Here is a 19849-nt window from a genome sequence, read left to right on the forward strand (position 1 = left end):
CGCGTATAGGGGAAAAGGGCCGGGGGGGCAACCGGTCTTCGGATCTAGAAGGCCCGTCGCACAGAGATCGACGCCTGAATCTGGCCCGGCGAGGTGCTTCGCTCCTCATAAAGGATCGCGCCGGCGGGCCGGGGGGCGTCGAACAGGGTAAAATCACTGTCGAACCCGTCGCTGATGAACAGACTGCCGGAGATGCTGAGCCGGGCGTCGGGGCGGTAGGTCACCCCGGCATGAAAGCTGGGGCCTGTGCTGAAACCGGACAGGGTGCGCGGGGCGAAAGACGCCACCTCGATACCGCTGGAGACGTTGACGTTCCAACTGATGCGCTGAACGACCAGATTCTGGCTCAGGCCGAGGCTCCAGCTGAACGGCTGCTCGCCGGACAGGCGACGGTCGACGAAAGTGACGGGGTCTTCGGTCTGTGAGCGGCGCCACTGGAGGCTTGCGGAAAGAATGCCGCCGGTCATGCCGAACCGGTCCAGCGGCTGGCGGTTGCTCAGTTTCAGGGTGTCACGCGTGGCGTCGCCGACATTGCGGGTGATGTTGAAGGCGATGGGACCGGGCGCGCCGGGGGGCGTTTCCGTTACAATGACCTGCCCCAGGACGTCGTTGATCAGCTCATGGGTCAGTTCGGCCACGAACGACCCCTGCCGGTCGTAGACCCGTTCGTACCGGGCCTGGGCCAGCCAGACCTGAGCCGGGCGCAGGTCGGGATTGCCGCGACCGAAGATGCCGGTGTTGAACGAGGCCGAGGCGGTGAAGGCGCCGAACGACAGCTGGTCGGCGTTGCGCTCGATCTTGAAATTGACCTGATGGCCGGGGGCGGGGGTCCAGGCCAGGTTCAGCCGGGGCTTAAGGAAGCTGAGCTGTGTCTCCGCCTCGCCGCCGCTGCCGGTGGCGGTGATGCGCGAGGCCTCGTAGCGGAGGGTGGTCTCGACGCTGAGGCCGGCCCGCGGCGCCCAGACGCCGGTGGCGAAGGTCTCGCTGCGCAGTTCCTCAACTCGCGTATCGTCGCCCGGCAACAGCACGGGAGAAGCGTTGAAGCCGAAGGCCGAACGGCTTTCGACCCAGTTCAGGGCGATCTCGGATCCGGTTTCGAAGTTCCATCTGCCCATGGGGGCGAATTTGAGCGCGGCGCTGGCGATGCTTTCCCCCGATTTCGACTCCGACAGGGTGTCGGAGGTGAAGACCGGCGTGTTGTAGGTAAAGTCGCCGTTCGAGCGCACCAGTTGCTGGAAGCCGACGAGTTCGAGAGTCATGCCGCGTGGCAGGCTGCGCGTCCAACGCAGGCCAGCCTCACCCTTGAGGTTGTCGTTGTCGCCGGTTGATCGTTCCTCGCCCGTGGGAACGAACAAGGTGTCGAACCCCTCGAAGGAACCGGTATTCCAGGAGATAAGGGCGTTCGCCCGGATACGCCCGCCGGCCAAGGGGCCTTCATAGACGGTGGTGGCCTGGGCCGACTGGTGTTCGTTCTCATTCCGGCTTTGGGCCTGAAGAAGCACCTGACCGTCGGGTGCGGTGCGGACGCGGCTGCCGCCGTTCTCGCTCTCGCCCATGTTCAGCTGGAACGCGCCGTCCAGTGAGCGACCGTCGCGCTGGCGTTGGGTCTGGATCGAGAAGCCAGGCGAAACGCGGCCGCTGTCCGACAGTGAGGCGTTGGCCGAGACGGCCCCGGTGACGCCCCCGTCAGGTCTGCGAATGACATTGGCGACCACCGCCTTGCCCTGCATGTCGATGCCGCCGGCCCCGGCACGCACGATGTCGATGCGCAGCACCTGTGAGGCCGGGATGCGCGACAGCACGGTGGACAGGGCGTCGCTGCGCGTCGGCGGACGTTCGCCGTCGATCAGCACGTTACCGGCGGTGCCGGCGAAGCCCCGCGCGGATGTGCCGCCGTCAAACTGGAAGCCGGGAATGCGGCCGATCATGTCCAGCGCGGTGACCGGACGATATTCGATGAAATACGCGGGAGCGTAGGGGGTGATGTTCGGGTCGGCCGCCGCCGGCGTCTGAGCCGCCGCCGCGTCCGCGACCAGAGCCGACGATGCGAGGATCGAAGCGCCGAGCAGTCGCCAGCGTCCGCGTGTTCCGGCCATGTGTTTTGATTCCCCACCCGTGTGGGCGATGAACCTTGACGCGCATTGTGTCCCGGACGCGACCATAACCTGTCGAAATTGTAATCAGCCGAGGCTGCGCGATAGCCGGTGGCGCCGCCTATTCCTGGGGCCGGACGACCATACAGGTGACACGGCGCTCCGCGAGGGCGGTGCAGGCGCCTTGAGCGCCCTGTTCGGTCATGCCGGTGAAGCGGGACCGATACCAGCCTTCGGCGTTCTGGACCGTGCGTTCGGCCGAGGCGAACTGACTGCGGAAGCGGCGGTTGATCTCGGTCAGCCAGTCGCGGGCGACGGTCTCATCGCGGAAGGCGCCGACCTGAACCGACCAGCGGCCGGCGGGCTCGCGCGCGGGTTCACGCACCGGCGTTCGGGCCGGGGGTCGCGGACGGGGCGGGGTTGCGACGGAGGACCCGCCGTTCAGGATGGCGGTCACATCCGCGGGGCGCTCGACGGCAGCGCGCTCGGAGGGCGGCGGCGTCACGCGCGCGGGCGGGACCGGACTGGCGGGCAGGGCGGCGTAGGTCACATAGCCGGACGGCAGGACGCTGGACCCGGCGCCGGTTTCCTCATCCTCGTCATCGGCGACGGCGGCGTATTCGATCGGGCCGTTGCTGTCGGGGCCGATGCCGAAGCCGCGGGCCTCGAAGAAGGTCTGGGCCACCTGTATCGTCTCGCCGCGGGCGCGGGCCCGTTCGACTTCGAACCCCGTATCCATCAGGGCGGCGACGTGGGCGTTGCGGCTGGCCGTCGAACGTCCGCCCAGGACGATGGTGATGATGCGGCGACCGTCGCGCACCGCCGAGGCCGCCAGATTGTAGCCCGAGGCGTTGGTGTAGCCGGTCTTCATGCCGTCATAGCCGGAGCCGCCGCGCAGCAGGCCGTTTGTGTTGCGATATTCGCGGCCGTTGTAGGCCCAGTCGTGCTGGCCGAAATAGCGGTAGTACTGCGGATAGTCCCGCATGACGGCCCGGGCCAGGATGGCCAGATCGCGCGCGGAGGTCAGCTGGCGGGCGTCAGGGAGGCCGTTCGGATTGACGTAGCGGGTCTGGGTCATGCCCAGCTCGCGGGCCTTCAGGGTGGCCTGGGCCGCGAACCGCTCCTGGGAGCCGGCGATATGTTCGGCCAGCGCCATGGCCATGTCGTTGGCGCTGCGCACGGCTGTGGCGCGCATGGCGTCGTCCACGGTGATGGTCTGACCCGCGGCGAGCCCGAGCTTCGACGGCGGCTGGCTGGCGGCGCGGGGCGAGACGGTGATGACATCGTCCAGCTTGATCTTGCCCTCCGCGAGCGCCTCGAAGGCCAGGTACAGGGTCATCACCTTGGTGATGGACGCCGGATAGCGGCGGCTGTCTGCGTGACGGGCGAACAGCACCTCGCCCGACTCGGCGTCCACGACGATGGCGGCGTAGCGCGCATTGTCAGCCGACTGGGCGTGCGGCGCGCGCGTCGGCGTCAGCGTGACCGCGACGGCCAGCAGCAGCGACAGGAATCCGCGACGGATCAGGGCGGAGAGCGACAAAGATCAGGCCTCACAAGACATTAGCGCGACGGCGGCCCCACCACGCGACGCTGACGAAAGGCTAACATGCGTCATTCCGGTTTCGTGAGGGTAAACAACCCGTCAACGATTTTGTGAACTTTTGTGCGCCGCACCATTTTCACTTGACGTCTCTTCGCACTTGCACCATATAGCCGTCTGTCGCGATGGACTGGCTCCTCGCGGAACACATCACTGGCGGTCCCCCGCCGCGAAACGACACTGGAGATCATCATGGCTGACACCACCGCTGATACGGTCAAGAAGACCGTCGAAACCGCCACGGACACCGTGAAGAAGACCGTTGAAACCGCTACGGCCACCGTCAAGGCTTCGGCCGAGAAGGCCCAGGCCACGTTCCAGGCCAACGCTGAACAGGCCCAGGCCGCCGGCGCCAAGGCGCTGCGCGAAGTCGCCGACAAGTCGGCCGCCGGCCTGACCGAGCTGAACGTCCAGTCCAAGCAGAACCTCGAAGCCCTCGTCGCCTCGGCCGCCGCCGCCCAGAAGGGCGCCGAGACCCTGTCGGCCCAATCGGTCGCCTTCACCAAGAAGTCGTGGGAAGACGGCGTCGCCGCCGCCCAGTCGATGTCGCAGGCCCGTTCGATCCAGGAGCTGCTCGAGCTGCAGACGACCTGGGCCAAGTCGGCGACCGAAGCCTATCTGGCTGAAGTGACCAAGGCGACGGACGTCCTGACCGCCTCGGTCAAGAACAGCTTCAAGCCGATCAACGAGCGCGTCACCGCCTCGGTCGAAAAGTTCCAGGCCGCCCGCTAAGGCGACTGCAGCTTCAGTAAGCGTAGTTTGTAAGTTTACGAGGGGGCCCCGGCGGAAACGCCGGGGCTTCTTTCGTTTGGCCCTCCCCCGAAGTGGGGAGGGACGATCGCGCAGCGATCCGGGTGGGGAATTGCGGCGGCGAGCCAGGTCCGCGGATGTTTCGCACTTCCCCGCCCGGGCTCGTCTTCGCCTCGCCGTCCCTCCCCACTTCGGGGGAGGGAGAATTGACGCGGCCCACTCAAGAGTGACTGGACGCCTCTACAAATCAGGCCATCATTCCCTATCTGATCCATCGACTCTCCCCACACGGAATACGAATGCCGCCGTCCCGCAGGCCAGGTGAACAGGAAGGTGGAGGTCTCGGCGCCGCCACGGTCACCGAGACCAAGCCGAAGCTTCAGAAGCCCTCGCTCTATCGGGTGCTGATCCTGAACGACGACTACACGCCGATGGAGTTCGTCATCTATGTGCTGGAGCGGTTCTTCCAGAAGGACCGCGAGGCCGCGACTCGCATCATGCTGCATGTGCACCAGCATGGTGTCGGGGTCTGTGGCGTCTTCACCTATGAGGTGGCCGAAACCAAGGTCGCCCAGGTGATTGAGACCGCAAGGCGCCACCAGCACCCGCTGCAATGCACGATGGAAAAGGACTGAGAGGAACTTCCCCATGCCCTCATTTTCGCGTCCTCTCGAAGAGACCCTGCACCGCGCCGTCCACTATGCGAACGAGCGCCGGCATGAGTACGCCACCCTCGAACACCTGCTGCTGGCCCTGGTCGACGACCCCGACGCCGGCAATGTGATGACGGCCTGCAACGTCGACCTGGTCGCGCTGAAGACCGCGCTGACCCTCTATGTCGACACCGATCTGGCGGCGCTCGCCACCAGCGATGGCGAAGACGCCAAGCCCACGGCCGGCTTCCAGCGCGTGATCCAGCGGGCGGTGATCCACGTCCAGAGCTCGGGCCGCGAGGAGGTCACCGGCGCGAATGTGCTGGTCGCCATCTTCAGCGAGCGCGAAAGCCACGCCGCCTACTTCCTGCAGGAGCAGGACATGACCCGCTATGACGCGGTCAACTACATCGCCCACGGCATCGCCAAGAAGGCGGGCGGCTCGGGCGAGACGCGTCCGGCCAAGACCGGCGCCAGTCCCGAGGACGCCGAGGACGCTGCCGCCGCCAAGACGGGCGGAGAGGCCCTGGAGGCCTATTGCGTCGACCTCAACGAGAAGTCGCGCAAGGGCAAGATCGACCCCCTGATCGGCCGTCACGCCGAGGTCGAGCGGGCGATCCAGATCCTGTGCCGCCGGACCAAGAACAATCCGCTGCTGGTCGGCGATCCCGGCGTCGGCAAGACCGCCATCGCTGAAGGCCTGGCCCGCAAGATCGTCAACCATGAGGTCCCGGAGGTGCTGGAAGGGGCCACCATCTACAGCCTCGACATGGGGGCGCTGCTGGCCGGCACCCGCTATCGCGGCGACTTCGAGGAGCGGCTGAAACAGGTCGTCAAGGAACTGGAGACGCACGACAACGCCATCCTGTTCATCGACGAGATCCACACGGTGATCGGCGCGGGCGCGACCTCGGGCGGGGCCATGGACGCCTCCAACCTGCTGAAGCCGGCGCTGGCCTCGGGCAGCCTGCGCTGCATGGGCTCCACCACCTACAAGGAGTACCGCCAGCATTTCGAGAAGGACCGGGCGCTCGCCCGCCGCTTCCAGAAGATCGACGTCAACGAGCCGACGGTCGAGGACACGGTCAAGATCCTGAAGGGGCTGAAGACCTCCTACGAAGGCCATCACAAGGTCCGCTACACCGACGCGGCCCTGCGTACGGCAGTCGAGCTGTCGGCGCGCTACATGACCGACCGCAAACTGCCGGACAAGGCGATCGACGTGATCGACGAGGCCGGCGCCAGCCAGATGCTGCTGCCCGAGTCGAAGCGCAAGAAGGTCATCGGCCAGAAGGAGGTCGAGGTCGTCATCGCCCGCATGGCCCGCATTCCGGCCAAGTCAGTGTCCAAGTCGGACACCGAGGGCCTGCGCCAGCTCGAGACCGACCTGAACCGCGTGGTCTTCGGCCAGTCGTCGTCCATCGAACAGGTGTCCGCGGCCATGAAGCTCGCCCGTGCCGGCCTGCGTGATCCGCAAAAGCCCATCGGCGCCTTCCTGTTCAGCGGCCCCACGGGCGTGGGCAAGACCGAGGTGGCCAAGCAGCTGGCCTCGACGCTGGGCATCGAGATGCTGCGCTTCGACATGTCGGAATATATGGAGCGGCACACCGTCAGCCGGCTGATCGGCGCGCCTCCGGGCTATGTCGGCCACGACCAGGGCGGGCTGCTGACCGACGCCGTCGACCAGCATCCGCACGCCGTGGTCCTGCTGGACGAGATCGAGAAGGCCCACCCCGACGTCTACAACATCCTGCTGCAGGTGATGGACAACGGCATGCTGACCGACGCCGTCGGCAAGAAGGTCGACTTCAGGAACACCATCCTGATCATGACCACCAACGCCGGGGCCGCCGACAACGCCCGCGCCTCCATCGGCTTCGGCCGCGGCAAGGTCGAGGGCGAGGACGACAAGGCCATCCAGCGCCTGTTCGCGCCGGAGTTCCGCAACCGCCTCGACGCCATTGTCGCCTTTAAGGCGCTGGACGCCGAGACGATCAAGTCGGTCGTGACCAAGTTCATCATCCAGCTGGAAGCCCAGCTGGCGGACCGGAACATCACCATCGAACTGACCGACGAGGCGGCCGACTGGCTGGCCAAGAACGGCTTCGACGAACTGTATGGCGCGCGGCCTTTGGCCCGGACCATTCAGGAGCATATCAAGAAGCCGCTGGCCGACGACATCCTGTTCGGACGCCTGACGCGCGGCGGCCATGTGAAGGTGACGCTGAAGGACGGCAAGATCGCCTTCGACGTCGCGGGGCCCAACGCGGCCCAGACCAAGGCGGTCGAGGCCCAGGCGGCGGACTGATCGGCTCGACAGCCGGAAGCGGCTAAGGCTCAGGCGGCCTGTTGCTCGGCCGACTCCGCGGCCTCGATCCGTTCGGCCGGGAGGTGGACGGTGAAGATCGATCCCACCCCCGGCGTGCTCATCGCGCGGACCTTGCCGCCCATGGCCTCGACCAGGCCGCGGGCGAGGGTCAGGCCGACGCCCGCCCCGTCCTTGGCGCGAGTGTGCGAATCGTCAGCCTGAACGAATTTCGCGAACAGTTCGGGCAGGCGGGACGGTGCGATCCCGACCCCTGTGTCCGCCACCTGGAACTCGAGCTCCGACCTGATCACCCGCGCCGTCAGCCGCACGGTTCCCCTGTGCGTGTGCCGCAAGGCGTTTTCCAGCAGATGATCGAGGACCTGACGCAGGTAGTCGCCGTCCAGCCTCCAGAGACCCTGAATGGAGTTGTCGGCCTCCGCGATCAGGGACAGGCCGGCGCGCCCGGCCGCGGCCTGGTGCGCGTTCGCGACGGCTTGGATCAGCGTGACGGCGTCGACGCCCGTGGGGGCGGGGACCATCTCGCCTTTTTCCAGCCTGGCCACGGTCAGGATGCGTTCGATCAGGGTCAGCAGGCTCTCGCCGGACTGTTTCAGCACGGCCAGCTGGCTTCGCTGCCTGGCTTCGAGTTGGCCCATGGCGAGGACCTCGGCCATGCCCAGCACGCCGTTCAGGGGCGTGCGCAGCTCGTGGCTCATCACGCCGAGGAAGCGGGTCTTGGCCATATTGGCGCCCTCGGCCCGGTCGCGGGCCTCGGTCAGATCCAGTTGGTTTTCTTCCAGCCGCCGCACGATGCCGCGGACCCGCACGAACAGGGCCACGGCGGCGGCGGCCAGCAAGAGGATCAGCCCGACGACCGCGGGCGCGGCTCCCTTGAGGACCGAGAGGCCGGGCCGGTCGGGCGTCCAGCGAACCTGGCCCAGCACCAAATCGTTCGGGCCCTTCAGCACGAGGTAGCCTTGATCGTCCTGCGGGGGCCCGGCCCCGGTGAGCGTGGGGCTCCGGATCGCCAGATCCTTTTCGAGGGCGGTAAGAAGTTCGGAAACGGGCTTGGCGGAGACAATGACCGGGTCGTTGTTCAGCCGTGGCATCGACAGATCCTCACGCACCACTGTGCCGAAGCCGACCAGATAGATTTCGGCCCCCGCGCGCACCATCGCCGTGCGGTTGATGATGGCGTCGAAGCTCACGCGGGGCTTGTCATGCTTGGCCGCAGCCTGGCGCCGGACCTCGGCCACCAGCGGTGCGACGGCGTCTATGAAGGCCCGTTCGCTGGCCGGGTCCACCGGCTCGCTGTCGCGGGAAGTCAGGATCAGGTCACCGTGCCGGTCGTAGACCAGGGTCACCGCGTGACCCATGAAGTCAGCATAGTAGTCGCCGAAATTGATCTGGAGCCATTCCATGTCCGGCCTGCCCGCCAGGGCGGTGACGGAGTCATTCCAGATGGCTGACGTGTTGATGTTCTCGATCAGGCCCTCCAACGTCCGGTCGAGGCGGACCTCGGCCAGTTCGCGTTCGGTTTCGACCTGGACGCGGTCGATGCCGGCGGCGGCGTAGGCCATCAGGCCGACCGCGCCGGCGATGACGAGCGTGAGAGCGGCCAGAGTGATCACGATGATCCGCTTCAGGTCCTCGCGCTCTATGCTTCTACGTCCCGACATGCGCCTTGACGTCGCACGACGGGCGATAAGGTTCGGTGATGGAACGCGGTTACCGCTGATTAATCGTATCCGTACACGGAAGATTGCGCGCTGCTGTGCGATCCCTCGCCCGGTGTTGAACGGGGTGTGGACCATGAAGTATCGAGTCATCGCGGCGAGTCTGGCGGCGCTGTTTGCGTCCAGCGTTCCAGCCTTCGCGCAGGAGGCGGGGCCGTGGTCGGTCGAGGGGCGTGTCGGCGTCGTCTCGGACTATCGCGACCGGGGCTACACCCTGTCGGCCGGGGAGCCCGTCCTGCAGGGCGAGGCGACCCTTTCGCACGCTTCGGGCCTGTACGGCGGCGTCTGGGGATCGGGCATCGAGGAATACGGCGTCGGACCGGACGGCGACGGCGCGACCGTCGAGGTCACCCTGTACGCCGGCTGGGCCGGGTCGGCGGGGGGCTTCGATATCGACCTGGGCGTCTGGTCCAACGTCTACCCCGACGGCGACGACGTGAACTACGTCGAGTTTCCGCTTCACATCGGCCGCACCTTCGGCGACGCGACCTTTAGCACCGGCGTGGTCTGGGCCCCTTCCCAGACTGGCACGGGCGACGAAGCCAACACTTGGGTCTGGACCCGCGCCGAGTATGCGCCGGAGGCCTGGCCGGTCAGTCTGCATGCCATGATCGGCCACGAGGACGGCGGCTTCGCCCCGGACGGCAAGACCGACTGGCGCGTCGGGGTCGAGGCCCCGCTGGGCGCCTTCACGCTGGGCATCGACTGGGTGGACAGCGACACCGAGGACAACGCCGTCGTCGCCTCGGTGTTCTGGGGCTTCTGAGACCTAGCGGCGGCGGCCCAGGCCGCTGAGCAGCACAGCCAGACCGGCGACGATGCCGGTGGTCAGCAGCGGCTTGCGGCGGGCGAAGTCGAGGCCCTGACGCGCCTTGTCCTGATACTGGGCCGGGGCCTTCCCGACCAGGCCGTCGAGGCCGTCGATGACGCGGCCATAGGCGTCGAGCGCCTTGCCCTTCACCTCGTTGAGGCGGCCGTCGAGCTGCAGCCCGGCGTCGCCGGTCAGGCGGCCGAGCCCGTTCTGGACATTGCCTTCGAGCTCGGTTGCGGCGCCGTCGATGCGTTGGTCGGTCATGGGAAATCCTTGGTTGTGTACAGGGCGGGGAGGCCTGCAGCAAAAGTGCATGTCGGCGCCGGCGGTTCCTGCGGAAAGAGGTCCGGGGCGGCGACTATTTATTTTACCCGGGCAATATTGACGCTCAAATTTTACCCGGGTAAATCTGGAAAACACCGTCCGCTCCGTCCACTCCGTCCACTCCGGCGCATTTCGCCATCTCCGCCTCCCGCCTCGCCGACGGGGGATCATGGAGGGGGCCTACGTCAAAAGCGGTCGTATGGCCGTCATCCGGGAGTTCGTCATGTCCGTTCCGTCCGACCTGCCCGTAGTCGCCTTCGTCGGCGCCGAGCGGATCGCCCGTGCGCCCCTCCATCGGGCCCTGCCGGCCATCCACGCCGCCGCGGCGGCGGGGGAGGGGCTGCTGGTGTTTGATCTGGTCGACGGGCGGGTGGTCGACCTCGATCTGCGGGGCGACCTGGCGGGGGCGCGGGCGCGGCTGGGCCCGGCGCTCGTCCCGATGGCGGAAAAGCGCGGGCCGGGGCGGCCGAAGCTGGGGGTGGTCGCGCGCGAGGTGACCCTGCTGCCGCGCCACTGGGACTGGCTGGCGCGCCAGCCGGGCGGGGCATCGGTGGCGCTCCGCAAACTGGTCGAGGGCGCGCTGAAGGCGGCCGAGGGGCCGGACCGGGCGCGGCGAGCGAAGGAGGCGACGTATCGCTTCATGACCGCGATGGCGGGGGATTTGCCTGGCTATGAAGAGGCGACGCGGATGCTGTTCGCGGGCGACTGGACGGCGTTCGACGCGGCGGTGGAGGGCTGGCCGGAGGGGGTGCGGGAGACGGCGCGGGAGATGGCCAGGGGGGCCTGGCGGAATGGGGCGGGGCGAGTGGGTCCTTCTCCTGCAAGGGGAGAAGGGACGCCCTAACCCACCTTCACCCTTGTCGCCGCTTCCGGCAGGTCCTCCCCGAACGCCCGCTGGTAGAACTCCGCGATCGTCGGACGCTCCAGCTCGTCGCACTTGTTCAGGAACGTCAGCCGGAAGCTCAACCCCACATCCCCCGCGAAGATGATCGCGTTCTGGGCCCAGGTGATGACCGTCCGCGGGCTCATGACGGTGGAGATGTCGCCGTTCATGAAGGCGTTTCTCGTCATGTCGGCTACGCGGACCATGGCGGCGATGCGGCGGCGGCCGTCGGCGTCGGACCATTCGGGGACCTTGGCGGCCACGATCTCGGCCTCGACGTCATGATCGAGGTAGTTGAGCGTGGTGACGATGTTCCAGCGGTCCATCTGACCCTGATTGATCTGCTGGGTGCCGTGGTACAGGCCCGAGGTGTCGCCCAGGCCGATGGTGTTGGTGGTCGAAAACAGGCGGAACCACTTGTTCGGGCGGATGACGCGGTTCTGGTCCAGCAGGGTCAGGCGGCCCTGCGCCTCCAGCACGCGCTGGATCACGAACATCACATCGGGGCGGCCGGCGTCGTATTCGTCGAAACACAGGGCGATCGGGCGCTGGATGGCCCAGGGCAGCATGCCCTCGCGGAATTCAGTGATCTGTTTGCCGTCCTTGAGGACGATGGCGTCCTTGCCGACCAGATCGATACGGCTGACGTGGCTGTCGAGGTTGACCCGCACCATGGGCCAGTTCAGGCGGGCGGCGACCTGCTCGATATGGGTCGACTTGCCGGTGCCGTGATAGCCCTGGACCATGACCCGGCGGTCGAAGGCGAAGCCGGCGCAGATGGCCACCGTGGTCTGGGGGTCGAAGCGATAGGCGTCGTCGATCTCGGGCACATGGCTGTCGCGCTCGGTGAAGACCGGCACGGTCATGTCGGAGTCGACGCCGAAGATCTCGCGCACGGTCGCCTTGCGGTGCGGTTCCAGGGTCAACAGCGGGTCGGGGGAGGCTTCGAGCAGGGAGGTCATGCGCTTCCATAGAAAAGCCCGGGGGCGGGGTCCAGCACCGGGTGGAGGCCGGGAGCAAGAACCGCGCTTTACAGTCGCGGTTCAAGCGAGTAAATAACTGACCAGTCAGTTAGCAGGAGTGTTCATGCTGCCGCCCGGAGAGCCAAAATTCCGCCGCCGGCCAGCGGACCGCCCGGCCGAAATCCTGGCGGCGGCGCTGGAAGTGTTCGCCGAGCGCGGCTTCCAGGCGGCGCGGCTGGAAGAGGTGGCGAAGCGGGCGGGCGTGTCGAAGGGCGCGCTGTACCTGTATTTCGAGACCAAGGCCGACCTGTTCCGGGCGGTGGTCACGGAGGCCATCTCGCCGAATATCCAGCGGGTGACGGCGATGGCCACCGCGGACATCCCTTTCGAGACGGCGGCGCGCATGGGCTTCGGCATGCTGGCCCGGACCGTGGCCGTCGATCGCCGCATCACCGGCGTGGTCAAGCTGGTCATTGCCGAGAGCCGCAATCATCCCGAACTGGCGACCATCTGGCACCAGACGGTGGTCGAGCCGGGCGTCCGGCTGATCAGCGGCCTGATCGCGGCGGCCCAGGCGCGCGGCGAGGTGCGCCCCGGCGACCCGCGCCTGTTCGCCTTCGGCCTGATGGGGCCGATGGTCCTGTCCATGGTCTGGCGCGAGACGTTCGAGCCGGTCGGGGCGGCGCCGGTGGATGTGGCGGCGCTGGCCGACCAGCATCTGGATACGGTCCTGAAGGGGATGAGGCCATGAAACGTCTGCGGCCGGTGCTGATCATCGCGGCGATCGCGGTTCTGGGCCTGCTGGTCTGGCTGCTGTTCCTGCGGGACAGCGAGGCGCCGACCCTCACCGGCTATGTCGAGGGGGAGCGGATCTACCTCGCGGCCCCGGTGTCGGGGGCGGTGGCCGCGCTGTATGTGCGCGAGGGCGAGCGGGTGGAGGCGGGCGGCCGCACCTTCCTGATCGATCCGCGGGTGCAGCGGGCCCAGGCGGCCGGCGCGGCAGCGGCGGTGGGCGCCGCCGAGGCGCGGGCCGAAGACCTGCGCAAGGGCCAGCGGGCGCAGGAGCTGGAAGTGTTCGACGCCGAGCTGCAGGCGGCCCTGGCCGGCGAACGGGCGGCCGACGCCGACTATGGTCGCATCGCGCCGCTGGTGCGGCAGGGCATCTACGCCCCGGCGCGGCTGGATCAGGTGCGGGCGGCGCGCGACGCGGCCCGGGCCCGGACCGCGGCGGTGCGGCGGCGGCGCGAGGTGGCGACCCTCGGCGCCCGCGACGACGCGCTTCGCCAGGCCGAACAGCAGACGGCCCAGGCTGAGGGCGGGCTGAGCGAGGCCGAGGCCCGACTGGGTCAGCTGTCGCCCGCGGCCCCGTCGGCGGCGCGGGTGGAGGAGATCTTCTATCGCCCCGGCGAATGGGCCGCGGCCAATGCGCCAATCCTGGCCCTGCTGCCGGACAATGAGGTCAAGCTGGTCTTCTTCGTGCCCGAGGCCGAGATGGCGCGCTATCGCCCCGGCCGAACCGTGAGCTTCAGCTGCGACGGCTGCGTGGCGACGGGCAGCGCCCGGATCACCTGGGTCAGCCCGCGACCCGAGTTCACGCCGCCGATCCTTTACAGCAAGGGCAGCCGCGACCGGCTGGTCTATCGCGTCGAGGCCCTGCCGGCGAACGCCGCGACCCTGAACCCCGGCCTGCCGGTGGATGTCTTTCCGATCGGGACAAACCCATGAGCGGGAGCCGCAAATCGACTCCCCTTCCCCTCGAGGGGGAAGGGGTTGGGGGTAGGGGTGGCGGCAGTCCGTCAAAGGAGATGGTGCGGGAGGCGTCGTCGAAGGACGGCCGGAGCCTATCCGGGCGCTCTGACGAACATCCTGCCTCCACCCCCTCCCAACCCTCCCCCCTCGAGGGGGAGGGCTCGGAGAAAGTCATCGACGTGCGGGGACTGAACAAGTCGTTCGGGTCGCTGCATGCGGTGAAGGATTTCGGTATCACCGTGAACCGGGGCCGTATCTGCGGCTTCCTCGGACCCAACGGGGCGGGCAAGACCACGACCCTGCGGATGCTGTGCGGCTTGCTGACGCCGGACAGCGGCGAGGGCACGGTGCTGGGCCATGAAGTAATGACCCAGTCGCGGCTGATCAAACAGCGGGTCGGCTATATGACTCAGAAATTCTCGCTCTATGAGGATCTGTCGATCGAGCAGAACCTGACCTTCATGGCCCGGGTGCACGCACTGGACCGGCGGCGCGAGCGGGTGCAGGCGGCGCTGGACGGGCTGGGGCTGACGCCGCGGCGGGCGCAGCTGGCGGGCCATCTGTCCGGCGGGTGGAAGCAGCGGCTGGCGCTGGCGGCGGCGACCCTGCACGGGCCCGACCTGTTGCTGCTGGACGAGCCGACGGCGGGGGTCGATCCGGAGGCGCGGCGCACCTTCTGGGACGAGATCCATGCGCTGGCGGCGGACGGCATGACCGTACTGGTCTCGACCCACTACATGGACGAGGCCGAGCGCTGTCACGAGATCGCCTATATCGCCGGCGGGCGGACCCTGGCGCGCGGCACGGCGGACGAGGTCATCGAGGCCTCGGGCCTGATCACCTTCCACGGGGAGGGGCCGGGGGCAGATCGGTTGGGGGCCGAGCTGCGCGGCCGGCCCGGTGTGGAGATGGCCGCGCCGTTCGGGACCACCCTGCACGTCTCCGGCCGCGACCGCGCGGCGCTGGAAGCGGCGATCCAGCCGTACCGGAAGCCGCCGCTGGACTGGTCCGAGACCCGGCCGACGCTGGAGGATGTGTTCATCCAGCTGATCCACGATCTCGAGGCCGGCCGGGATGAGGCGGCCTGAGATGCTGTCCCTGACACGCACCTGGGCCATCATGGCCAAGGAGTTCGTGCAGCTGACGCGCGACCGGCTGACCTACGCCATGATCCTGCTGCTGCCGATCCTGCAGCTGCTGCTGTTCGGCTACGCCATCAACGACGATCCAAAGAACCTGCCCACGGCGGTGCTGGTCCAGGATCACGGGGCCTTCTCGCGCTCGATCCTGACGGCGCTGGAGAACAGCGGATATTTCGACGTCGTGACGGAGGCGCGCAGCCAGGGCGAGCTGGACCGGGCGCTGGAGCGGGGCGAGGTCCAGTTCGCCGTCATCATCCCGGCCGACTTCACCCGGCGGGTGGTGCGCGGCGACCGGGCCCAACTGCTGGTCGAGGCCGACGCTTCGGACCCGTCAGCGACCAGCGGGGCGGTCGCGGCCCTCGCCAACCTGCCGGCCCAGGCCCTGGTTCGTGACCTGACGGGGCCGCTGGCCGGCCGCGCGCCCGGCGCACCGCCGTTCGAAGTGATTGTGCACCGGCGCTACAATCCCGAGGCCATCACCGCCTACAACATAGTGCCGGGGCTGCTCGGCGTGATCCTGTCGATGACCCTGGTGATGATGACCTCGCTGGGCATGGCCCGCGAGCGCGAGCGGGGCACGATGGAGAGTCTGCTGGCCACGCCGGTGCAGCCGCTCGAGGTCATGGTCGGCAAGCTGACGCCCTATGTGCTGGTCGGTCTTGTCCAGGCAGTGGTGATCCTGGTCCTGGCGCGGCTGCTGTTCCAGGTGCCGATGAGCGGCGGCTGGATTGCTCTCGGGGCGGGGCTGATGCTGTTCATCATCGGCTCCCTGTCGCTGGGATTCCTGATCTCGACGGTCTCGAAGACGCAGTTGCAGGCGATGCAGATGAGCGTCTTCTACATGCTGCCGTCGATCCTGCTGTCGGGCTTCATGTTCCCGTTCCGGGGCATGCCGGACTGGGCCCAGGCGATCGGCCTGGCCATCCCCGTTACCCATTTCCTGCGCGTCGTACGGGGATCGCTGCTCAAGGGCGTCGGGCTGGAGAACGCCGGGCCCAGCCTGTTGGCCCTCGCCCTCTTCGTGCTGGTGGTCGGCGCGCTGGCGATGTTGCGGTACCGGACGACGCTGGATTAGGCGAAGGTCAGGGACGCCCGAAAACCCGGTGAACCGTCAGGCCAGCCCCGCCTTCTTCAGCGTCTTGTAGGCCTTGATGACGCTTTGCAGCTTGGCCTCGGCGCCCCGATCGCCCTGGTTCAGGTCCGGATGGAAGCGCTTCAGCATCTCGTGATAGCGCGCCTTGACCCCGGTCTTGTTGGTCCGGGCGTCAAGATCGAGCACCGACAGGGCGGCGCGCTCCAGCTTGCCGAGGCGAAGCGTGTCCTCGCCGGCGGGTCCGGCCTGTTCCTTGGTGCGCCGGCCGAACAGGCCGAAACTGTCCTGCCAGCTGCCGGCGCCCTTGGTGTTGGCCGTGCCCATCTTCGAGGCGAAGGCGGCGGCCTCGCGGCTGAATTTGCCCGCCTTCATCTCCCAGGTCGGGCGACCGCCGGTCATGGCCTCGTTTTCCTTGGCGGCGCGAACCTCGCCATCGCTCATGCCGGCGTAGAAATTCCAACCCTTGTTGTACTCGCCCGCATGGCCCTGACAGAAGTCATAGAAGTCGTTCAGCCGCTCGCGCGACTTGGGCGCGCGCGCCGTCGCCGGCTTGCTGCAGTCGGGCCACTGGCAGCGGATTTCTCCGGGCTTGAGGTGCAGGACGTCAGCCTCCGCCGCCTCCTCTTCGGGGCGGGGCGGCTTGATCCGCATATCCTTGAAGCGTGGCTTGTATTCAAACGCAGATGACATCGATCGAAGTGTAAGGTCGAATTGGTCACCAACAAGGACACACCCATGCCGGAAGGCCCGATTGCGACGATTATCCGGAAAAAACTGACGGCGGGCCTGTCGCCCGACCGGCTCGAGATCGAGGACGACAGCGCGCGGCACGCGGGTCACCACCATGAAGGCGGCATGGACGGGCGCCCCGGCGGCGAGAGCCATTTCAACCTCACAGTGGTCTCGGCGGCGTTTGAGGGGCAGGGCAGGGTGCAGCGCCAGCGGGCCATCAACGCCCTGTTACGGGAGGAACTGGCCGGCCCGGTCCATGCCGTGTCGATCCGGGCCTTGACCCCTGCGGAGGCCGAAACCCCGGTCGGCTGAAGTTCGCCGAACATCGGTCATGACAGAAGCGTCACGTTCACCTCGTCTTAGAAGGTTCATCCTAGCGTCCCGGTCGGGGTAAATGAGGGGTTGGTGGCAATGGTTGAATCCGACGGCATCGGCAAGTCGACCACGGGCGAACCCGGCGCCGGCGAGGCCGCGCAGGCCTTGCGCGCGATTCTCCAGACCCAATACCTCCGCTACATAATCATCGGCACCTGGGCGCTGGGCCTGCTGGCGACGGTCGGCTTCACCAGCGCGGCGGTGTGGTTTGTCGGCACCGTCTCCGCCGGCGCCATCCGCGGCGCAGTGGAAAAGCGCATCAGCGACCGGGTCGGCACGGGCTGGGGGCTCGTATTTCCAGCCGTCGCGACCGCGACCACCGCCGCCTGGGCGACCGCGCCCCTGATCGCCTGGTATTCCGGCCACCCGTTCGGACCCGCGCTCGCCGCGACCTTGCTGGTATGCGGCTATGTGCTGGTGTTCTCGCAACTGCGCGCCTCGCCGCGACAGGCCCTGGTCATCTCCTCGCCCTATGGCCTCGCGGCTTCGGTCATCCTCATCAGCATGTGGGGCGGCCCGCTGTTCTGGCCCTTCCTTTCGATCATCCCGCTGGCCGGTTCAGGTCTGGTGGTTCTGGTGATGATGACCATGCTGCGGGAAGAACGCATCCGCGCCTTTCAGGAGCATCAGTCCCATCTGATCGAGGAACTGGAGGCCGCGCGCGACAAGGCCAACGCCGCCAGCGACGCCAAGTCCAATTTTCTCGGAGTCATTTCGCACGAGCTGCGCACGCCGATGAACGGCGTCCTGGGCGCCGCCCAGCTGCTTGGGGCGACCCGGCTGGAGCCGACCCAGCGCGAATATCTGTCGATCATCCGCAACTCGGGCGACAATCTGCTGAGCCTGCTCAATGACATCCTCGACATGACCAAGATCGAGGCCGGCAAGATGACCTTCGAGACGGTCGATGTGTCGGTCGAGGACCTGCACAAGCGGGTGACGGGACCGTTCCAGGCCCAGGCCGAGGCCAAGGGTCTGACCTTCACCGCCCGCTTCGAGGGCGACATCCCGGCCGTGGTGCGCGGCGACCCGCTGCGCGTCTGTCAGGTCATTCACAACCTGCTCTCCAATGCGGTGAAATTCACCGACAAGGGCGGGGTGTCCTATCTGGTCCGCGGCGAGCGGCAGGAAAACGGCCGCGTCCGCTTCGATTTCGCCGTCACCGATTCCGGAGCCGGCATCGCGCCGGATGATCTGGCGCGGCTGTTCCAGCCCTTCACCCAGGTCGACGCCTCCTCGACCCGCCGGTTCGGCGGCACGGGCCTGGGCCTGACGATCTCGCGGCGCATGGCCAATATCATGGGAGGCGACATCAGCGTGGTGTCGACCCTGGGCGAGGGCTCCACCTTCACCTTCACGGTCGAGGCCGATGTGGTCGAATGGACCCGTCAGGCGGCGGCCGAGCCGATCCACGCCGAGGTCAAGGACGGCCGGGCGCTGAGCGTCCTTGTGGTCGAGGACCATCCGGTCAACCGCATGATCCTGGAAGCCTGGATGGGCTCCGCCGGCCACGCCTCGGCCACCGCCGAGAACGGTCAGATCGCTGTTGAGGCCGCGGACGAGCAACGCTTCGATCTGATTATCATGGACGTGAACATGCCCGTGATGGACGGCCTCACCGCCACGCGGGCTATCCGCGCCGGCGACGGCCCGAACCATGACACGCCTATCGTCGTCCTGTCGGCCTCGGCCCGCAGAGAGGACCATGCGGCGGGCCTGGACGCCGGAGCCGACGCCTATCTGAACAAGCCCATCGATTTCGCCGCCCTGGCCAAGGTCATGAACCGGGTCGGCGGCGGGCGGTCGGCTATCCGGGCGCTGGTCGACACCGGCGAGACGGCAGCCGCCGCCTGAGTCGGCGGCCTGTTCAACCAGGACACGCCGACATCCTGAAGAGCGCCCCCGCAGGGAAACCTGCTGGGTGTTTTCGCGTCAGCTGCCCGCGCCTCGCCATGCCGGGTCGCGTTCGCCGGTCAGCCCGCACAGTTGCAGAAAGCCGATCACCGCCGCTGTCCGGGCTGGTGTGGGTCGGGCCAGGAACAGCTGTGCGGACGCCTCGGCGCGGGCCATCAGCGGCAGGACGATCCAGCGGTCGGGGAAGCGCCGGACGTCGATGTGCGGATCGGCCTTGAGGTGCGGGCAGTAGCGGAGCGAGCGGTCGACACAGGCCCGATGCAGGGGAGCGATGGCGCCCGCGTCCACCAGGATGCTGTCGTCCGACAGTTCAGCCGGCAGCCAGCCGCCCCGTCGGTCCGCCCGCAGGCGGCCAGCGGCCACCGGATGCGCCACCTGTGTCCACCGGTCGTTCGCCAGGGTTGGATGGCCACACATCGGGCACCGCATGTCGCGGACCGACAGCCGCTGCCGTACGGCATGGTTCTGGGAATACAGTGGCTTGCCCTGACCAGGATTGTCGGACTGAAGGATGGCCAGTGCGCCGCCGACGGAAGGGCAGGGGCCTACCCCGAGGGACGGCTCTCCGGTCCAGCTGGTCACCCAGGGCACGTCCACGCCGACCTTCAGTGACGACAGCTTCACGGAACCCCCTCAGGCCGATCATGTGTGGCCAACTCGCTCCCGTCGAACAGCGTTTGCAATACCCATGGGGTTCCAAAACGGGGCGGAGACGTTAGAC

General features: G+C 67.7%; 18 protein-coding genes. 11 read left to right on the plus strand and 7 right to left on the minus strand.

Going from position 1 to position 19849, the window contains the following annotated elements; genetic code table 11:
- Positions 1-44: 44 nt before the first annotated feature.
- Positions 45-2096: a TonB-dependent receptor plug domain-containing protein gene (locus ACTIEW_RS08780; protein ID WP_439477530.1), complete on the minus strand. Its 2052-nt coding sequence runs from the start codon at positions 2094-2096 to the stop codon at positions 45-47.
- Between the two features lie 118 nt (positions 2097-2214).
- Positions 2215-3636, minus strand: a complete 1422-nt coding sequence (locus ACTIEW_RS08785; RefSeq protein ID WP_439477531.1) for a D-alanyl-D-alanine carboxypeptidase — start codon at positions 3634-3636, stop codon at positions 2215-2217.
- 252 nt (positions 3637-3888) lie between these two features.
- Between ACTIEW_RS08785 and ACTIEW_RS08790 the strand changes: the two genes are divergently transcribed.
- The 3 genes from ACTIEW_RS08790 to clpA all read left to right on the plus strand — a co-directional run bounded on the left by ACTIEW_RS08790 (position 3889) and on the right by clpA (position 7407).
- On the plus strand, positions 3889-4428 hold the full coding sequence (locus tag ACTIEW_RS08790; RefSeq protein ID WP_439477532.1) for a phasin family protein: 540 nt from the start codon (positions 3889-3891) through the stop codon (positions 4426-4428).
- A 317-nt stretch (positions 4429-4745) separates the two neighbouring features.
- Positions 4746-5081 carry an ATP-dependent Clp protease adapter ClpS gene (clpS, locus tag ACTIEW_RS08795; protein ID WP_305305470.1) on the plus strand — a complete coding sequence of 112 codons (336 nt, stop codon included), beginning with the start codon at positions 4746-4748 and terminating at the stop codon, positions 5079-5081.
- A gap of 13 nt (positions 5082-5094) precedes the next feature.
- On the plus strand, positions 5095-7407 hold the full coding sequence (clpA, locus tag ACTIEW_RS08800) for an ATP-dependent Clp protease ATP-binding subunit ClpA (protein ID WP_439477533.1): 2313 nt from the start codon (positions 5095-5097) through the stop codon (positions 7405-7407).
- A gap of 29 nt (positions 7408-7436) precedes the next feature.
- Here the strand turns inward: clpA and ACTIEW_RS08805 are convergent, their stop codons facing one another.
- Complete coding sequence (locus ACTIEW_RS08805) at positions 7437-9086, minus strand: sensor histidine kinase (protein ID WP_439477534.1); 1650 nt, start codon at positions 9084-9086, stop codon at positions 7437-7439.
- A gap of 133 nt (positions 9087-9219) precedes the next feature.
- On the opposite strand from ACTIEW_RS08805, the gene ACTIEW_RS08810 reads away from it, so the two are divergent.
- Positions 9220-9909 (plus strand): TorF family putative porin, encoded by a 690-nt coding sequence (locus ACTIEW_RS08810; RefSeq protein WP_439477535.1) that lies wholly within the window; start codon positions 9220-9222, stop codon positions 9907-9909.
- A 3-nt stretch (positions 9910-9912) separates the two neighbouring features.
- On the opposite strand, the gene ACTIEW_RS08815 is transcribed toward ACTIEW_RS08810, so the two are convergent.
- Positions 9913-10218 carry a CsbD family protein gene (locus ACTIEW_RS08815; RefSeq protein ID WP_439477536.1) on the minus strand — a complete coding sequence of 102 codons (306 nt, stop codon included), beginning with the start codon at positions 10216-10218 and terminating at the stop codon, positions 9913-9915.
- A 283-nt stretch (positions 10219-10501) separates the two neighbouring features.
- Here ACTIEW_RS08815 and ACTIEW_RS08820 point away from each other — a divergent pair, with 283 nt between their 5' ends.
- Complete coding sequence (locus ACTIEW_RS08820) at positions 10502-11122, plus strand: DUF2239 family protein (protein WP_439477537.1); 621 nt, start codon at positions 10502-10504, stop codon at positions 11120-11122.
- On the opposite strand, the gene cobS is transcribed toward ACTIEW_RS08820, so the two are convergent.
- A complete protein-coding gene (cobS, locus tag ACTIEW_RS08825) occupies positions 11119-12123 on the minus strand; it encodes a cobaltochelatase subunit CobS (protein ID WP_439477538.1) in 1005 nt (334 codons plus the stop codon). The genes ACTIEW_RS08820 and cobS overlap by 4 nt on opposite strands.
- 124 nt (positions 12124-12247) lie before the next feature.
- On the opposite strand from cobS, the gene ACTIEW_RS08830 reads away from it, so the two are divergent.
- The 4 genes from ACTIEW_RS08830 (at position 12248) to ACTIEW_RS08845 (ending at position 16089) form a co-directional block, all read left to right on the plus strand.
- On the plus strand, positions 12248-12874 hold the full coding sequence (locus ACTIEW_RS08830) for a TetR family transcriptional regulator (protein ID WP_439477539.1): 627 nt from the start codon (positions 12248-12250) through the stop codon (positions 12872-12874).
- Complete coding sequence (locus ACTIEW_RS08835) at positions 12871-13848, plus strand: HlyD family secretion protein (RefSeq protein ID WP_439477540.1); 978 nt, start codon at positions 12871-12873, stop codon at positions 13846-13848. Before ACTIEW_RS08830 ends, ACTIEW_RS08835 begins: the two co-directional genes overlap by 4 nt.
- Positions 13849-14051: 203 nt before the next feature.
- Positions 14052-14960, plus strand: coding sequence for an ABC transporter ATP-binding protein (locus tag ACTIEW_RS08840; protein ID WP_439477541.1), 909 nt, complete (start codon positions 14052-14054; stop codon positions 14958-14960).
- 1 nt (position 14961) lies between these two features.
- On the plus strand, positions 14962-16089 hold the full coding sequence (locus tag ACTIEW_RS08845; RefSeq protein ID WP_439477542.1) for an ABC transporter permease: 1128 nt from the start codon (positions 14962-14964) through the stop codon (positions 16087-16089).
- A 36-nt stretch (positions 16090-16125) separates the two neighbouring features.
- Here ACTIEW_RS08845 and ACTIEW_RS08850 read toward each other — a convergent pair whose 3' ends face one another.
- Entirely contained in the window at positions 16126-16797 is a 672-nt protein-coding gene (locus ACTIEW_RS08850) for a J domain-containing protein (RefSeq protein ID WP_439477543.1), read from the minus strand.
- A 45-nt stretch (positions 16798-16842) separates the two neighbouring features.
- Here ACTIEW_RS08850 and ACTIEW_RS08855 point away from each other — a divergent pair, with 45 nt between their 5' ends.
- On the plus strand, positions 16843-17151 hold the full coding sequence (locus tag ACTIEW_RS08855; RefSeq protein WP_439477544.1) for a BolA family protein: 309 nt from the start codon (positions 16843-16845) through the stop codon (positions 17149-17151).
- A 99-nt stretch (positions 17152-17250) separates the two neighbouring features.
- Entirely contained in the window at positions 17251-19068 is a 1818-nt protein-coding gene (locus ACTIEW_RS08860) for a response regulator (RefSeq protein WP_439477545.1), read from the plus strand.
- A gap of 78 nt (positions 19069-19146) precedes the next feature.
- Here the strand turns inward: ACTIEW_RS08860 and ACTIEW_RS08865 are convergent, their stop codons facing one another.
- A complete protein-coding gene (locus ACTIEW_RS08865) occupies positions 19147-19752 on the minus strand; it encodes a hypothetical protein (protein WP_439477546.1) in 606 nt (201 codons plus the stop codon).
- Positions 19753-19849 lie beyond the last annotated feature (97 nt).

The sequence above is a fragment of the Brevundimonas sp. genome, from assembly GCF_051860745.1.
Lineage (GTDB): Bacteria > Pseudomonadota > Alphaproteobacteria > Caulobacterales > Caulobacteraceae > Brevundimonas.

Excerpts from the sequence above, each read along its gene's own strand:
- ACTIEW_RS08780 (WP_439477530.1), bottom strand. The coding sequence starts at position 2,096 with ATGGCCGGAACACGCGGACGCTGGCGACTGCTCGGCGCTTCGATCCTC.
- ACTIEW_RS08790 (WP_439477532.1), top strand. The coding sequence starts at position 3,889 with ATGGCTGACACCACCGCTGATACGGTCAAGAAGACCGTCGAAACCGCC.
- clpS (WP_305305470.1), top strand. The coding sequence starts at position 4,746 with ATGCCGCCGTCCCGCAGGCCAGGTGAACAGGAAGGTGGAGGTCTCGGC.
- clpA (WP_439477533.1), top strand. The coding sequence starts at position 5,095 with ATGCCCTCATTTTCGCGTCCTCTCGAAGAGACCCTGCACCGCGCCGTC.
- ACTIEW_RS08805 (WP_439477534.1), bottom strand. The coding sequence starts at position 9,086 with ATGTCGGGACGTAGAAGCATAGAGCGCGAGGACCTGAAGCGGATCATC.
- ACTIEW_RS08810 (WP_439477535.1), top strand. The coding sequence starts at position 9,220 with ATGAAGTATCGAGTCATCGCGGCGAGTCTGGCGGCGCTGTTTGCGTCC.
- ACTIEW_RS08815 (WP_439477536.1), bottom strand. The coding sequence starts at position 10,218 with ATGACCGACCAACGCATCGACGGCGCCGCAACCGAGCTCGAAGGCAAT.
- ACTIEW_RS08820 (WP_439477537.1), top strand. The coding sequence starts at position 10,502 with ATGTCCGTTCCGTCCGACCTGCCCGTAGTCGCCTTCGTCGGCGCCGAG.
- cobS (WP_439477538.1), bottom strand. The coding sequence starts at position 12,123 with ATGACCTCCCTGCTCGAAGCCTCCCCCGACCCGCTGTTGACCCTGGAA.
- ACTIEW_RS08830 (WP_439477539.1), top strand. The coding sequence starts at position 12,248 with ATGCTGCCGCCCGGAGAGCCAAAATTCCGCCGCCGGCCAGCGGACCGC.
- ACTIEW_RS08835 (WP_439477540.1), top strand. The coding sequence starts at position 12,871 with ATGAAACGTCTGCGGCCGGTGCTGATCATCGCGGCGATCGCGGTTCTG.
- ACTIEW_RS08845 (WP_439477542.1), top strand. The coding sequence starts at position 14,962 with ATGCTGTCCCTGACACGCACCTGGGCCATCATGGCCAAGGAGTTCGTG.
- ACTIEW_RS08850 (WP_439477543.1), bottom strand. The coding sequence starts at position 16,797 with ATGTCATCTGCGTTTGAATACAAGCCACGCTTCAAGGATATGCGGATC.
- ACTIEW_RS08855 (WP_439477544.1), top strand. The coding sequence starts at position 16,843 with ATGCCGGAAGGCCCGATTGCGACGATTATCCGGAAAAAACTGACGGCG.
- ACTIEW_RS08860 (WP_439477545.1), top strand. The coding sequence starts at position 17,251 with ATGGTTGAATCCGACGGCATCGGCAAGTCGACCACGGGCGAACCCGGC.